This is a genomic window from Actinoplanes sp. CA-051413 (assembly GCF_050955795.1).
Classification (GTDB): domain Bacteria; phylum Actinomycetota; class Actinomycetes; order Mycobacteriales; family Micromonosporaceae; genus Actinoplanes.
Genome location: NZ_CP192100.1, coordinates 403,411 through 417,131, shown reverse-complemented (window position 1 = coordinate 417,131; position 13,721 = coordinate 403,411). Strand labels below are relative to the sequence as shown.

The 13,721-nt window shown below is 70.7% G+C and carries 9 protein-coding genes and 1 pseudogene; 4 read left to right on the top strand and 6 right to left on the bottom strand.

The window, feature by feature from the left end:
* Nucleotides 1–139: 139 nt before the first annotated feature.
* Nucleotides 140–2,215 (bottom strand): annotated as a pseudogene (gene tmk / locus ACQP2Y_RS01960) (dTMP kinase); the annotation flags it as partial.
* Between the two features lie 246 nt (nucleotides 2,216–2,461).
* Between tmk and ACQP2Y_RS01955 the strand changes: the two are divergent.
* Nucleotides 2,462–3,667, top strand: a complete 1,206-nt coding sequence (locus tag ACQP2Y_RS01955) for an amino acid deaminase/aldolase (RefSeq protein ID WP_433724000.1) — start codon at nucleotides 2,462–2,464, stop codon at nucleotides 3,665–3,667.
* A 1-nt stretch (nucleotide 3,668) separates the two neighbouring features.
* Here ACQP2Y_RS01955 and ACQP2Y_RS01950 read toward each other — a convergent pair whose 3' ends face one another.
* Complete coding sequence (locus ACQP2Y_RS01950; RefSeq protein ID WP_360819551.1) at nucleotides 3,669–4,298, bottom strand: TetR/AcrR family transcriptional regulator; 630 nt, start codon at nucleotides 4,296–4,298, stop codon at nucleotides 3,669–3,671.
* 137 nt (nucleotides 4,299–4,435) lie between these two features.
* Between ACQP2Y_RS01950 and ACQP2Y_RS01945 the strand changes: the two genes are divergently transcribed.
* The 3 genes from ACQP2Y_RS01945 (at nucleotide 4,436) to ACQP2Y_RS01935 (ending at nucleotide 6,672) form a co-directional block, all read left to right on the top strand.
* Nucleotides 4,436–5,725 carry a D-arabinono-1,4-lactone oxidase gene (locus ACQP2Y_RS01945; protein ID WP_433723997.1) on the top strand — a complete coding sequence of 430 codons (1,290 nt, stop codon included), beginning with the start codon at nucleotides 4,436–4,438 and terminating at the stop codon, nucleotides 5,723–5,725.
* A gap of 67 nt (nucleotides 5,726–5,792) precedes the next feature.
* Nucleotides 5,793–6,173, top strand: a complete 381-nt coding sequence (locus tag ACQP2Y_RS01940) for a hypothetical protein (protein WP_433723995.1) — start codon at nucleotides 5,793–5,795, stop codon at nucleotides 6,171–6,173.
* Entirely contained in the window at nucleotides 6,139–6,672 is a 534-nt protein-coding gene (locus ACQP2Y_RS01935; RefSeq protein ID WP_433723994.1) for a hypothetical protein, read from the top strand. Before ACQP2Y_RS01940 ends, ACQP2Y_RS01935 begins: the two co-directional genes overlap by 35 nt.
* Before the next feature lie 22 nt (nucleotides 6,673–6,694).
* Here the strand turns inward: ACQP2Y_RS01935 and topA are convergent, their stop codons facing one another.
* The 4 genes from topA to ACQP2Y_RS01915 all read right to left on the bottom strand — a co-directional run bounded on the left by topA (nucleotide 6,695) and on the right by ACQP2Y_RS01915 (nucleotide 13,587).
* Entirely contained in the window at nucleotides 6,695–9,523 is a 2,829-nt protein-coding gene (gene topA / locus ACQP2Y_RS01930) for a type I DNA topoisomerase (RefSeq protein ID WP_433723992.1), read from the bottom strand.
* Between the two features lie 198 nt (nucleotides 9,524–9,721).
* Complete coding sequence (locus tag ACQP2Y_RS01925) at nucleotides 9,722–10,582, bottom strand: hypothetical protein (protein WP_433723990.1); 861 nt, start codon at nucleotides 10,580–10,582, stop codon at nucleotides 9,722–9,724.
* Nucleotides 10,583–10,615: 33 nt separating this feature from the next.
* Nucleotides 10,616–11,146, bottom strand: a complete 531-nt coding sequence (locus tag ACQP2Y_RS01920; protein WP_433723988.1) for a hypothetical protein — start codon at nucleotides 11,144–11,146, stop codon at nucleotides 10,616–10,618.
* A gap of 74 nt (nucleotides 11,147–11,220) precedes the next feature.
* Entirely contained in the window at nucleotides 11,221–13,587 is a 2,367-nt protein-coding gene (locus ACQP2Y_RS01915) for a sodium-translocating pyrophosphatase (protein WP_433723986.1), read from the bottom strand.
* Between the last annotated feature and the right edge of the window lie 134 nt (nucleotides 13,588–13,721).

The window sequence follows — 13,721 nt, the reverse complement described above, 5'->3', positions numbered from 1 at the left end:
TCGTGTCGTCCGGGCCGGCGCCCGGGCGGATCACCATGGTGTCGTCCGGGCCGGCGGCCGAGGCCGGCCGCACCACGATCGTCTCGTCCGAGCCGCTCGTCGCCACCGCGCCCGACCCCGTCCGCATCACCAGCGTCTCGTCGGGGCCCGCGTGCGGCGGGACCACCATCGTGTCCGCCAGGTCCGGCGCGTTCAGGTCCGGCCCCGGCGGCACCGCGGTCGACGCCGGGTCCGGGTGGCTGTCGTCGCCTTCGGTGAGCATCGCGTTGAGCCGGGTCGCGACCGCGTTGGCGATCTCGTCCGCCGGGCGGGCCGCGTCCAGCACCAGGTAGCGCTTCGGGTCCGCCGAGGCCAGGTCGAGGAAGGCGTAGCGGACGCGTTCGTGGAAGGACCGGGACTCGCTCTCCAACCGATCCGTGCCGAGGCCACGCTCGTCGACCCGGCCCAGCCCGACGGTCGGGTCGACGTCGAGCAGCACCACCAGGTCCGGCTTGAGGCCGCCGGTCGCCCAAGACGACAGCCAGGAGATCTCCTGGACCGGCAACGTGCGACCGGCCCCCTGGTACGCCAGCGACGAGTCCACGTACCGGTCACTGATCACGACCGCGCCCCGGGCCAGCGCCGGGCGCACGACGGTGGCCACGTGATGGGCCCGGTCGGCGGCATAGAGCAGCGCCTCGGCGCGCGGCGACGGCGCGTCGGCACCCTCGCCGTTGGACAGCACCAGGCTGCGGATCCGCGCGCCCATGTCCGTCGCGCCCGGTTCGCGGGTCACCACCACGTCGTGCCCGGCCTCGATCAGGGCCTCCGACAGCCGGGTGACCTGCGTCGACTTGCCCGCGCCCTCGCCGCCTTCGAAGACCACGAAGATGCCGTGCCGGGTGAAGTCCTCGCCCGGTGACAGCGGGCGGCCGCGGATCGAGCTCCACAGGTCGGCCAGCACCGGTACGCCGCGCTTGTCGTCCATCTGGCGGAACGCGCTGATCCCGGTCCAGACGCCGATGACGCCGGCGACGAGCAGCAGGATGCGGGTGGAGGAGATGTCGACCGAGAGGCTGCCGGCCGAGATGGTGCGGGAGCTGCCCAGGCCGACCAGGAGACCGGCCAGCGAGATCGCCAGCAGCAGGACGAGCCGGGCGCCGATCTGCACGACGGCGAAGACCCGGCCGCGTACCTCGTCGTTGACCTGGCCGCCGAGCAGGGTGACGCCGGCCAGGAACGCCATGCCGGCGCCCGCACCGACGAACAGCGCACCGAAGAGCGCCATGGACAGGTGGAACGCCACCGACAGGAAGCCGACCGCGCCGCTGGCGAGCACGATGCTCATGCCGAACCAGCGGCGCCGGGACAGCTCCTTGACCACCATCGGGCCGAGGCCGATGCCGACCGCCAGGCCGATGAACAGGGTGGCGAAGAGCAGGTAGAACGCGGCGTCACCGGCGCCCAGGGAGGCGGTGAAGAAGCGGGCGGTGCCGATGACGATGCCCGCGCCGGCGAACGCGCCGAAGATGCCGAGCACCAGGCCGCGGACGAACGGGGTGCCGCCGATGTACTTCCAGCCCTCGACGAACTGGCGGAACATCGACGTCTCGGCGTTCTTCTCCTTGCGTTCGCGGTGGCCCTCGCTGATCTCCTTGATGCCGAAGAAGACGACGGCGGCCGTGGCGGCCCGGGAGAAGGCGTTGATCCAGAGCGCGATCTGCACCGGCTCGGCCCAGTCCGGCAGGCCGCCGATCGGTCCGCGGACCACACCGTCGAGGGCGGCCAGCGCGAGGGCGGCCAGGATCGGGGTGATGCCGTACGTGGTGATCAGCGTGAGCTGGTTGGAGACCTCGAGCCGGCCCTTGGGGATCAGGTTGGGGACCGCGGCCTCCTTGGCCGGGATCCACATCAAGGTGACCGTCTCGCCGATGAAGGTGGCGATGACCGCCCAGGTGACGATGAGGCCACCGGAGTCGCTGAACAGGGCGACGACGGGGATCGAGCCGTACACGAAGAAGCGCAGGATGTCGCAGATGACCATGGTGTAGCGCCGGTCGAACCGGTCGGCCATGACGCCGGCGATCGGGCCGAGCAGCAGCGCCGGGAGCAGCCGGATCGCGATCGTGCTGCTGAACGCGCTGCCCTGCGCCACGCTGCCGGTGACCTGCTGGGAGGCGAACAGCGCGGTGGCCAGGGTGCCGATCCAGTCGCCGAACGAGGCCACGCTGAGCACGAGCCAGAGCCGCCGGAAGGGGCGGATCCGCAGCACGGAACGCAGCGCCGCCGCCCCGGAGAGGTCCACCGGGGGGCTGGCGTCCTTGCGTGCCGAGCTCGTTTCGGTGTCGATGGCCCTTACCTCCCCGTGGTCACTGCTCGAAGCACTCTAACGGGCGTACCCGGCAGGTCGTGGCTGCGCCCGTTCGGGTGGCGCATTCATGAAGGTGTTTCGCATATGGCCGCGACCGGTTAGGTTGCTGGCGTGATCGTCGAACGCACCGCGTTGCAGAAACGACTCGACCGCGCCACCAGCGGCCTGGAGACCCCGCTGGCCGTGGTCGACCTGGCCGCCTTCGACGCGAACGCGGCCGCCCTGTCGGTCCGCTCGGCGGGCAAACCGATCCGGGTGGCCAGCAAGTCGGTCCGCGTGCGGTCCCTGCTCGAACGGGTGCTGGCCCGCCCCGGCTGGTCCGGCGTGATGGCGTACACCCTGCCGGAGGCGATCTGGCTGGTCCGCAGTGGTGTCACGGACGACGTGCTGGTGGCGTACCCCAGCGTCGACCGGACCGCGATCGCCCAGCTGGCCGCCGACCCGCAGCTGGCCGCCGCCATCACGATCATGGTCGACCATCCCGCCCACCTGGACCTGGTCGATGCCGTCGTGGCGCCGGGCCGGCGGCCCGACGTGCGGATCTGTCTGGAACTCGACGCCTCCTGGCGGCCCGCCGGGCCGCTGCACATCGGCGTCCGCCGCTCCCCCGTCCACTCCGCGGCCCAGGCCGGATCCCTCGCTGCCCGGCTGGTCAAGCGGCCGGGCTTCCGCCTGGTCGCGATGATGTCCTACGAGGCGCACATCGCCGGTCTCGGCGACGCCCCGCCCGGGCAGGCCCTGCGGGCCCGGGCGATCCGGATGATGCAGCGCCGGTCGCTGCCCGAGCTGCTGCGCCGCCGGCTGGCCGCGGTCCGGGCGGTACGCGAGCACGCCGACCTGGAGTTCGTGAACGGCGGTGGCACCGGCAGCATGGCGCTGACCGCCGCCGACCCGTCGGTGACCGAGGTCGCCGCGGGCTCGGGACTGTTCGGACCCACCCTGTTCGACGGCTACCGCGCCTGGCAGCCGACCCCGGCAGCGTTCTTCGCGCTGTCGGTGGTCCGCCGGCCGGGCCCGCGGATCGCGACCGTGCTCGGCGGCGGCTGGATCGCCTCCGGGCCGACCGGACCGTCCCGCCAGCCCACCCCGTGGCTGCCCGAGGGCCTGCACATGCGCGGCGACGAGGGCGCCGGCGAGGTGCAGACGCCGTTGCTGGGCGCCGCGGCCGGGAACCTGCGGCCGGGCGACCGGGTGTGGTTCCGCCACGCCAAGGCCGGCGAGCTGTGTGAACACGTCAACGAGGTGCACCTCGTCGACGGCGACACGGCCGCGCCGACCCCGACGTACCGGGGAGAGGGGTATGCGTTCCTCGGTTGACTCAGGCGGGCACGTGCCGGTGCAGATACTCCCTGATCAGCGCCTTGGCCTCGGTCAGCACGGCCTCGTCGCCGGTCACGTCGCGCCGGAACGCCAGCTTGATCAGCGCGTCCGACGCCTCCACCGCGATGAGCAGGGCGAAGCGCAGCCGCGCCCGGTCCATCAGCTGGAACTGCTCCACCAGCAGCTCGGCCAGCCGGTCGGCGATGACCGCGTTGTTGTCGCGTTCGGCGTCGAGCAGGTGCAGGTCCACCACGTCGCCGAAGTGCAGCGTCCGGAAGCCCGGCACACTGCGGTGCATGTGGATGTAGGCGTCTATCGCCGCGTCCACGCCGTCCCACCAGTGGGCGAACGTCTCGTTGGCGAAGCGTGCCGACAGCGACTGCAGGTACGCGTCCATGTTGCGCATGGCGAGGGCCTGGACGATGGCCCGCTTGTCGGGGAAGAACTGGTAGACCGAGCCGATGGCGACCTCGGCCCGCTCGGCGAGCAGGGTCGTGGTCAGGCCCTCGTACCCGACCTCGTCCACCAGCTCCGCGCAGGCGTCGAGCATGCGCTGGACCCGGGCAACGCTTCTGCCCTGCACCGGAACCCGCCGCAGCGGTCCGGTGGTGACGGTTGGTGTCGACACGCGTCGCCACTCCCTCTCAGCAGTGATAATGGGAACGTTACTCGGATCAACGAGCGAGATGCATCGACGGGACGCCGGGGACACGCGGCATTCCCGGTTTTGTGCGACTGTCCGCTCGTCGGGAGGACAAAGCCGGAATGACTATGTCTCTGCACTGGCGCAACTGGGGCGGTAACCAGCACTCCGTGGCCGCCGAGGTCCTGACCCCTGGCACTGTCGACGAGGTGGCCGCCCTCGTCAAGGAGGCGTCCGCCACCGGACACAAAGTCAAGGCGGTCGGCAGCGGGCACTCGTTCACCGCGATCGCGGTCGCCGACGACCGGCGGCTGCTGCTGCACCGGCTGAGCGAGCTGGTCGCGGTCGACGGCGACCTGGTCACGGTGCAGGCCGGCATGCCGCTGCACCGGCTCAACCGGCTCCTGGCGGAGCACGGCCTGGCGATGCCCAATCTCGGCGATATCGACCAGCAGACGGTCGCCGGGGCCATCTCCACCGGTACGCACGGCAGTGGTCAAGCCCACTCCACGCTCGCCTCCTGCGTCGAGGCGGTCACCCTGGTCACCGGTACGGGCGAAGTGCAGCGCATCGATGCGAGCTCGCCCCTGTTCCCCGCGGCCCGCCTGGGCATCGGGGCGCTGGGCGTCCTCGTGGAGGTGACGCTGCGCTGCGTGCCCGCGTTCGTCCTGCTGGCCGACGAACGGCCGATGGCCCTGTCCGAGGTGCTCGCGAGCCTGGACGAGGGCATCGCGACCAACGATCACCTCGAGTTCTACTGGTACCCGTACACGGACCGGGCCCAGCTCAAGCGCAACAACAAGGTGTCCGTCTCGGACCGGCCGCTGTCGGCGTTCCGGGGCTGGCTGGACGACGAGTTGCTGGCCAACACGGTCTTCCAGGCCGCCTGCCGGCTGGGCCGGGCTGTTCCGGCGACCGTGCCGGGCATCAGCGCCGTCGCTGCTCGTGCGCTGACCGCCCGCACGTACACGGACCGTTCTGACCGGGTCTTCTGCACACCGCGCCGGGTCCGGTTCACCGAGATGGAGTACGAGATCCCCCGGGAGTGTCTGGGCGAGGCGCTGGGGGCGCTGCCCCGGATCATCGAGAAGCTGCCGTTCAAGGTGCAGTTCCCGGTCGAGGTGCGGTTCACCGGCCCGGACGACATCTGGCTGTCGCACGGCTACGGGCGCGACTCGGCGTACATCGCGGTGCACCAGTTCAGCGGCAGCCCGTACGAGCCGTACTTCCGGGCGTTCGAGGCGGTGTGCGAGCCCCTGGGCGGACGGCCGCACTGGGGCAAGATGCACTACCGCGACGCGGAATCACTACGCCGGGCCTACCCGAAGTTCGACGACTTCGTGGCTGTCCGCGACCAGCTCGACCCGGCCCGCACCTTCACCAACGCCTACCTGGACCGCGTCCTCGGCTAGTTATCCACAGCCCCATCCACAGGCAGGCGACGTCCGCCACCCTGGCCCGGTGAACTCAGTAATCTCCATGGCACAGGCTGTCGCGCTGACCTCCCGCAAGGCGGTGCGCCACCGCATCACGACCGGCCGCTGGCAGCAACCGGCGCGGTCGGTGCTCGTCACGCACAACGGCCCGATCTCCGCCGACGAGCGGCGCTGGATCGCCGTGCTCGCCGCCGGACCGGACGCGATGCTTGCCGGCGTCAGCGCAGCACAGGCCGGCGGCTTGCGCGGTTACGACGAGGAGCGCATCCACCTGCTCGTGCCGGCCGGCAGTCGACCTTCCGGGCTCCCGCCGGACGTCGTCGTGCACCGCACCACTCACCCGGACGACCCCATCGGCGAGCCCCCCACGCACTCGGATGGCCCGGTCCGTGGTCGACGCGGCCTCATGGGCGCGCACCGATGATCAGGCGCGGGCCGTGGTTGCCGCCGCCTTCCAGCAGCGACTGGTCGCCATCCGCGGCGTCGAGGAGGTGCTGGGTCGGCTCACCCGTATCCCGCGGCGGCGACTGATCACGCAGACCGCCCGCGACGCCGCCGGTGGGGCGCACTCGCTCGCCGAGATCGATCTGGGCCGGCTGTGCCACGCGCACGGCCTGCCGCAACCCGCCCGCCAAGTGGTCCGGCGGGACGCCTCAGGCCGGCGGCGTTACCTCGACGCGCGCTACGAGCAGTGGGGCGTGCACATCGATATCGACGGCAGCCAGCACTTCGACCCGCGGCACGCGTGGGCCGACATGCGACGGCAGAACGACCTGTGGATCAACGGCGACCGCGTCCTCCGCTTCCCCACCTGGGCAGTACGCCACTCTCCCGCTGCCGTCGCCGCCCAGCTCCGCGCCGCCCTGCTCTCCGCCGGCTGGCGCCCATCCCTAGAAGATCTTGGTAAAAAACGGCCCTCCTGAGGGCCACTTTTACCAAGGTCCACTATTCCGCGTTGGCAGTCGCCCTGGCGGGGGCGGCCTTTTTGGCAGCCGGGGAGGAGTTGGTGGCTCGCTTGGCGGGGGTGGCCTTCTTGGCAGCGGCCTTTTTGGCGGGTGCCTTCTTGGCTGCGGCCTTCTTGGCGGGGGTGGCGTCGGAGGAGGCGGCTGCCGCCTTCTTGGCCGGCGCCTTCTTGGCGGCGGCCTTCTTCTTGGGGGCGGGTCCCTTGGCGCGCTTTTCGGCGAGCATCTCCGAGGCCTGCGCGATGGTCAGCTCTTCCGGCGTCTGGCCGCGGCGGAGCGACGCGTTGAACTCGCCGTCCGTCACGTACGGGCCGAAGCGGCCTTCCTTGATCACCATCGGCTTGTCCGTGGCCGGGTCGTTGCCCATCTCGCGCAGTGGCGGCGCGGCGGCCCGGCGCTGGCGGGCCTTCGGGGCGGAGAGCAGGGCCAGCGCCTCGTCCAGCGTCACGGTGAAGAGCTTGTCCTCGCTCTCCAGCGAACGGAAGTCGTCACCGCGCTTCACGTACGGGCCGTAGCGCCCGTTCGCCGCGACGATCTCCGCGCCCTCAGGGTCCTTGCCGACCGTACGGGGCAGCTCCAGCAGCCGCAGGGCCTGTTCGAGGGTCAGCGTGTCCGGCGTCTGCGACTTGAACAGGCTGGACTTCTTCTCGCCGCTCTGCACGTACGGGCCGAAGCGACCCGACTTGAGCGTCACGGACTCGCCGGTGGCCGGGTCGTCGCCCAGGCTGCGCTCGCCGCCGCCACCGAGATAGAGCTCGGTGACCTTCTCGACGGTCAGCTCGTCCGGCGCGACGCCCTCGGGGATGGACACCCGGTCCTCGGGCGCCTCCTCGGTGACGTCGGGCAGGGCCCGCTGCAGGTACGGCCCGTAGCGGCCGACGCGGACCACCACGTTGCGGCCGGCGTCGTCGGTGAACAGCGGGATCGAGTTGACCGCGCGGGCGTCGATGTCGCTGAGGTTCTCGGTGACCATCTTCTTCAGGCCGCCGGCCTTGGCGATCGAGTCGTCCGCGCCCAGGTCGCTGCCGAAGTAGAAGGAGGTGAGGAAGTCCAGGGCCGCGTGGTCGCCACCGGCGATGTCGTCGAGCTGGGTCTCCATCGCGGCGGTGAAGTTGTAGTCGACCAGCCGCGGGTAGTGGCCCTCGAGCAGGCCGACGACCGCGAACGCGATGAACGACGGGATCAGCGCCTGGCCGCGCTTCTCCACGTACCCCCGGTCCTGGATCGTCCGCATGATCGACTCGTAGGTCGACGGGCGGCCGATGCCCAGCTCTTCCAGGGCCTTGACCAGCGACGCCTCGGTGTAGCGGGCGGGCGGCGAGGTGTGGTGACCGATCGCGTTGAGCTCCTCGGCCGTCAGCGGCTGGTCCTTGACCAGGTTCGGCAGGCGGCGCTCGGCGTCCTCGGCCTCGGCGTTCTCGTCGTCGGACGACTCGACGTAGGCGCGCAGGAAGCCCGGGTCGGTGATGGTCTTGCCGCTGGCCCCGAAGTCGACCTCTTCACCGGCGGTGGAGATCGCGCGGATGCGCACCGAGACGGAGTTGCCGACGGCGTCGGTCATCTGCGACGCGACCGTACGGCGCCAGATCAGCTCGTAGAGCTTGAACTCGTCGGTGGACAGCTCGTTGGCGACCTCGCCGGGGGTACGGAAGTTGTCCCCCGCGGGGCGGATCGCCTCGTGCGCCTCCTGCGCGTTCTTGACCTTGCCGGTGTAGCGGCGCGGCTGCGGCGGCACGTTGTTGGCGCCGTACAGCTCGGCGATCTGGCGGCGGGCCGCGCTGATCGCGGTCTCGGAGAGGTTCACCGAGTCCGTACGCATGTAGGTGATGTAGCCGTTCTCGTACAGCCGCTGGGCCGTGCGCATGGTCTGCGACGAGGAGAACCGCATCTTGCGGGCGGCTTCCTGCTGCAGCGTCGAGGTGATGAATGGCGCGTACGGCTTACGCCGGTACGGCTTCTCCTCCACGCGGGTGACCGTGAACGGGCGGTCCTCGAGACGCGCCGCGAGCCCGCGGGCCCCGTCGCCGTCCAGGTGGACCACGCCGGCGCCGGGCTTGACCTGGCCGGTGGTCGGCTCGAAGTCACGGCCGGTGGCGATCCGGTCGCCGTCCAGGGCAATCAGGGTCGCCGAGAACGACTTGGTGCCCTCGGTCCTCCCCTGCACCGACAGCAGAGCGTTGATGTCCCAGTACTCCGCGGTGCGGAACGCCATCCGCTGGCGCTCCCGCTCGACCACGATCCGGGTGGCCACGGACTGGACGCGCCCGGCGGACAGGCGGGGCATCACCTTCTTCCACAGGACGGGGCTGACCTCGTACCCGTAGAGCCGGTCCAGGATGCGCCGGGCCTCCTGCGCGTCGACCAGGTCCTTGTCGATCTCGCGGGGGTTGGCCACCGCGGCCTGGATGGCCGCCTTGGTGATCTCGTGGAAGACCATCCGCTTGATCGGGACCTTGGGCTTGATCGTCTCGACCAGGTGCCAGGCGATGGCCTCGCCCTCGCGGTCCTCATCGGTGGCGAGCAGGATCTCGTCGACCTCTTTGGCCAGCTTGGTCAGCTTGGCGATCTGGGCCTTACGGTCCTGCGAGACCACGTAGAGCGCCTGGAAGCCGTTGTCGACGTCGACGCCGAGCCGCGCCCACGACTCGCCCTTGTACTTGGCGGGCACGTCGGCGGCGTTCTTCGGCAGGTCCCGGACATGACCGAAGGAGGCCTCGACAAAATAGTCGGGCCCCAGATAGCCGGCGATCGTCTTGGCCTTCGACGGGGACTCGACGATGACCAGACGGGTCGTCCTGGCTTTCTCCGGCACGGCACTCCCACACTTCTCGATCGATCGGCGGACCGTCGCGGACGACGGACACGCGGACGTCCAACGTAACGCGCCGGACGAGCAGGCATTCCCCGGGCAACGGAGAAGTCGGATGGTAACGGTCCGGCCACCGCATGCTTCCGACGGCGACACCGTACACCGGGAACATGGCGTCGTGTCGGACACAATCGGGGAAGGTCAACCGGCGGCGGCGCCCGGCCACAGCCTTTCGGGTGCCGCGGCGGGCCGTTCGCCGACCAGCTCGGCGAGCCGGGCGAGACGCCTGCGACCTGCGATGACGTACGCCGGACCGGCCTGCACGGTGCCGGCCAGACCGACCCGGGTCAGCGCCGCGTCGGCGGCTTTGTCAAGAAAGCCGTCGGGATCCAGACCGAGCGCGTAGCCCTCGGGCCGCGGCGACCCGGCCGCGGCGACCCACAACCGCAGCTGCGACCCGGTCAGGAAGAGCCGGTCGGCCGGCGGTGGCCAGGCCCGGGCGAGCGGGTCCAGCCGGCTGCTGTAAGCGGTCCGGACCTCGAAAGAGACGGTACGGGGCTCCGCGTTCTCCTTCTTATCTACAGTCACGGCTTCAACGTCCCCGGGCTCGTCGCCGGTCGCGCCCTCGTCGTCGGCTGCGGCCGGTTCGTCGGCCGGCTCGGCGGGCTCCTCGACGGCCGCCAGCGTCAGCTCCACCGGCTCGGCCGTGAGTTCCGCCACGTGATCGTCGACGCCGTCGGTCGTCACCGGCGCCCAGGTGACCACCAGGCCCCGGGAGACCAGCTCCTCGACCAGCACGTGCACCCGCCAGGCGGCGTCCACCCGGACCGCGACTCTGGCCGTACCGCCCATCCGGCCCAGCCGCCCCGGACCGGTGAGCAGCCCGGCCAGGTCGGCCAGCGACGGATCGGCCGCCTCCACCCCGAAGATCGACAATTGCCGGCCGGCCGGCACCGTCAGCGCCGCTCGGCGCCGGACCTTCGGCGCGGCCGGGATCCGGGCGTCCGGGACCGGCGCGGGCAGCACCTCACGCGGGATCAGCGGCCACCCGGGCTCGGTCATGGTCAGCGGCGCTCCGTCATCAGCAGGTGCCCGTCAGCGGCATTCCGGCGCCTCGTCGAACGCCTTCTTCAGCTCTTCCGAGTCGAGCCGGCTGGTGTCCAGCTCACTCTGCTTGTATTCGACGTTGAGGGTGTTCACCACGGAGCCGACCTTGGTGTAGAAGTCCTTCGACGGGCTGGTGGCCAGCGCCGCGATGCCGCTCTTGGCCCGCCCGTACGCGTCGCGCATCGCGCTCAGCGAGGCGGTGAAGCTGTCGGCGACCTCTTTGCCCTGCTCGACGTCCGGGACGCCGGCCTTGCGTACGCCGGCCCGGGCCTTCTCACTGGCCGACTCGGCCCCGCCGAAGAGCCGGGTCAGGTTTTCCTTGGCCTGCGCCGGGGTGGTCTCGGCGGTCATCTGCTGCTGGGTGCGGGTCGCCAGGGTGCCGATCTCGGAGCGCCAGGGCGCGAGCACCGTGCAGACCGAGGCGGCCCAGGCGCGGGGCGCGGGACCGCCCGCGCAACCACCCAGTGTCACGACGAACGAGAGAACAAGCAGTAAGGGTGTGGTGCGGGCCGTGCGCATGGATTGCAGCGTACGGCCAACCTCCGACAGAGGGCACCCGGCGAGTGCCGGGTGCCCTCTCAGCCGTGCTGGGATCAGGCGCTGATCCGCTCCGACTTGGTCTCCGTGGTCGGGCTGGGCTCGCCCATGGAGATCGGCTTGCGCTTGCTCCAGACCACCGCACCGGCCACGATCAGGGCCGCGACCACCGCGAGGGTGATCCGGACCGGGTCGTTGGCGTCGGTGCCGATGCTCAGGGTCACCACGGCCGGGGCGATCAGCAGCGACACCAGGTTCATGACCTTGAGCAGCGGGTTGATGGCCGGACCGGCGGTGTCCTTGAACGGGTCACCCACCGTGTCGCCGATGATCGTGGCCTCGTGCGCGTCGGAGCCCTTGCCTCCGTACGCACCGTCCTCGACCAGCTTCTTGGCGTTGTCCCAAGCGCCACCGGAGTTGGACAGGAAGACGGCCATCAGCGTGCCCGCGCCGATCGCACCGGCCAGGTAGGAGGCCAGCGCGCCGGCGCCCAGGCCGAAGCCCACCGCGATCGGCGCCAGGATGGCGAGCAGACCGGGAGTGAGCAGCTCACGCTGGGCGTCCCGGGTGCAGATGTCGACGACCTTGCCGTACTCGGGGCGCTGGGTGCGCTCCATGATGCCCGGGAACTCGCGGAACTGGCGGCGTACCTCCATCACGACCGCGCCCGCCGAGCGGGACACGGCGTTGATGGCGAGGCCGGAGAAGAGGAACACGACCGCCGCGCCGATGAGCAGGCCGACCAGGTTGCGCGGGTCGGAGATGTTCAGCAGGCCGAGGATGCGTGCGCCGATCTGGTCGGCCGGGATGCCCGCGTCCGCCAGCGACGACTGCAGGGTGTTCGTGTACGACCCGAACAGCGCCGTCGCGGCCAGTACGGCCGTGGCGATCGCGATGCCCTTGGTGATCGCCTTGGTGGTGTTGCCGACCGCGTCGAGCTCGGTCAGGATCCGCGCGCCGTTCTCGTCGATGTCGCCGGACATCTCCGCGATGCCCTGCGCGTTGTCCGAGATCGGGCCGAAGGTGTCCATCGCGACGATGACGCCGACCGTGGTGAGCAGACCGGTGCCGGCCAGGGCCACCGCGAACAGCGACAGCGTGATCGAGGTGCCGCCCAGCAGGTAGGCCCCGAAGACGCCGGCGCCGATCACCAGCGCCGAGTAGACGGCCGACTCCAGGCCGACGCTGATGCCGGCGAGCACGACGGTGGCCGCGCCGGTCTGCGACGACTTGCCGATGTCCTGCACCGGGCGCTTGCTGGTCTCGGTGAAGTAGCCGGTCAGCGCCTGGATGGCGGCGGCCAGCACGATGCCGATGACGACGGCGCCGATCGCGACGAGCTGCGGATTGCGGCCGCTGGCGACCACGTCGGGATCGATGCTCGCCGCGTCCCCGAACCCGGCGAAGGTGTCCGGCAGGTAGACGAAGCTGACGATCGCCACAATGACCGCGGACAGCAGCGCCGAGATGTAGAAGGCTCGGTTGATGGCCGTCAGGCCGCTCTTGTCCGAGGCCCGCAGGCGGGTGATGAAGACACCGACGATCGCGATGACCACACCGACCGTGGAGACGATCAGCGGGAAGATGAGCCCGTCCTGACCGAACGCGGCCTGGCCCAGGATCAGCGCGGCGACCAGCGTGACCGCGTACGACTCGAAGAGGTCGGCGGCCATGCCGGCGCAGTCACCGACGTTGTCGCCGACGTTGTCCGCGATGGTCGCGGGGTTACGCGCGTCGTCCTCCGGGATGCCCTGCTCGACCTTGCCGACCAGGTCGGCGCCGACGTCGGCGGCCTTGGTGAAGATGCCGCCGCCGACCCGCATGAACATGGCGAGCAGCGCGGCACCGAAGCCGAAGCCCTCGAGCACGGTCGCGGCGTCGCTGCGGTAGATCAGCACGACGAGCGCGCCACCGAACAGGCCCAGGCCGACGGTGAGGAAGCCGACCACGCCACCGGTCTTGAAGGCGATGCCCATCGCCCTCTCCCGGCCACCGGCCTCACCGGCGGCCGCGGCGACCCGCAGATTCGCCCGGGTCGCGAGGGCCATGCCCGCGCCGCCGATGAACGCGCTGAAGACCGCGCCGACGATGAAGAACAGCGAACGGCCGATCTTGACCGTGGTCTCGCTGTCGGTGTTGTGCACCGGCAGCAGGAACAGCAGCACGACCGCGATGACGACGAAGATGGCGAGGGTCTTGAACTGCCGGAACAGATACGCCGAAGCGCCTTCCTGGACCGCCCCCGCGATCTCTTGCATGTTGGTGGTGCCGCGGCCCGCGGAAAGCACCGACTTGACGAAGACAGCCGCGAAGGCCAGCGCCACCAGCGCGAAAACGATCGCGACGATGACGAACGTGACGTTCGAACTGTCGAGCGACCCCCCGCTGCTTTCCGCAGCGAGGGTTATGGAGGTCCCGGACATCAATGTCCTCCTGTACACCGACCGCACCCGGGCAGCGGACGAAACCGCCGGGCGCACTCCCTGCTCTAGGAGACGACAACCTGGTCCCGCGGACGCGGAACCAGGGAGCAGTAGCTGATTACCGGCGTACTGTA

What these genes read in the sequence shown, in the direction of transcription:
- ACQP2Y_RS01925 (WP_433723990.1), bottom strand. Translation starts at nt 10,582, where the DNA reads ATGACCGAGCCCGGGTGGCCGCTGATCCCGCGTGAGGTGCTGCCCGCG.
- ACQP2Y_RS01920 (WP_433723988.1), bottom strand. Translation starts at nt 11,146, where the DNA reads ATGCGCACGGCCCGCACCACACCCTTACTGCTTGTTCTCTCGTTCGTC.
- ACQP2Y_RS01945 (WP_433723997.1), top strand. Translation starts at nt 4,436, where the DNA reads ATGACTATGTCTCTGCACTGGCGCAACTGGGGCGGTAACCAGCACTCC.
- ACQP2Y_RS01940 (WP_433723995.1), top strand. Translation starts at nt 5,793, where the DNA reads ATGGCACAGGCTGTCGCGCTGACCTCCCGCAAGGCGGTGCGCCACCGC.
- ACQP2Y_RS01915 (WP_433723986.1), bottom strand. Translation starts at nt 13,587, where the DNA reads ATGTCCGGGACCTCCATAACCCTCGCTGCGGAAAGCAGCGGGGGGTCG.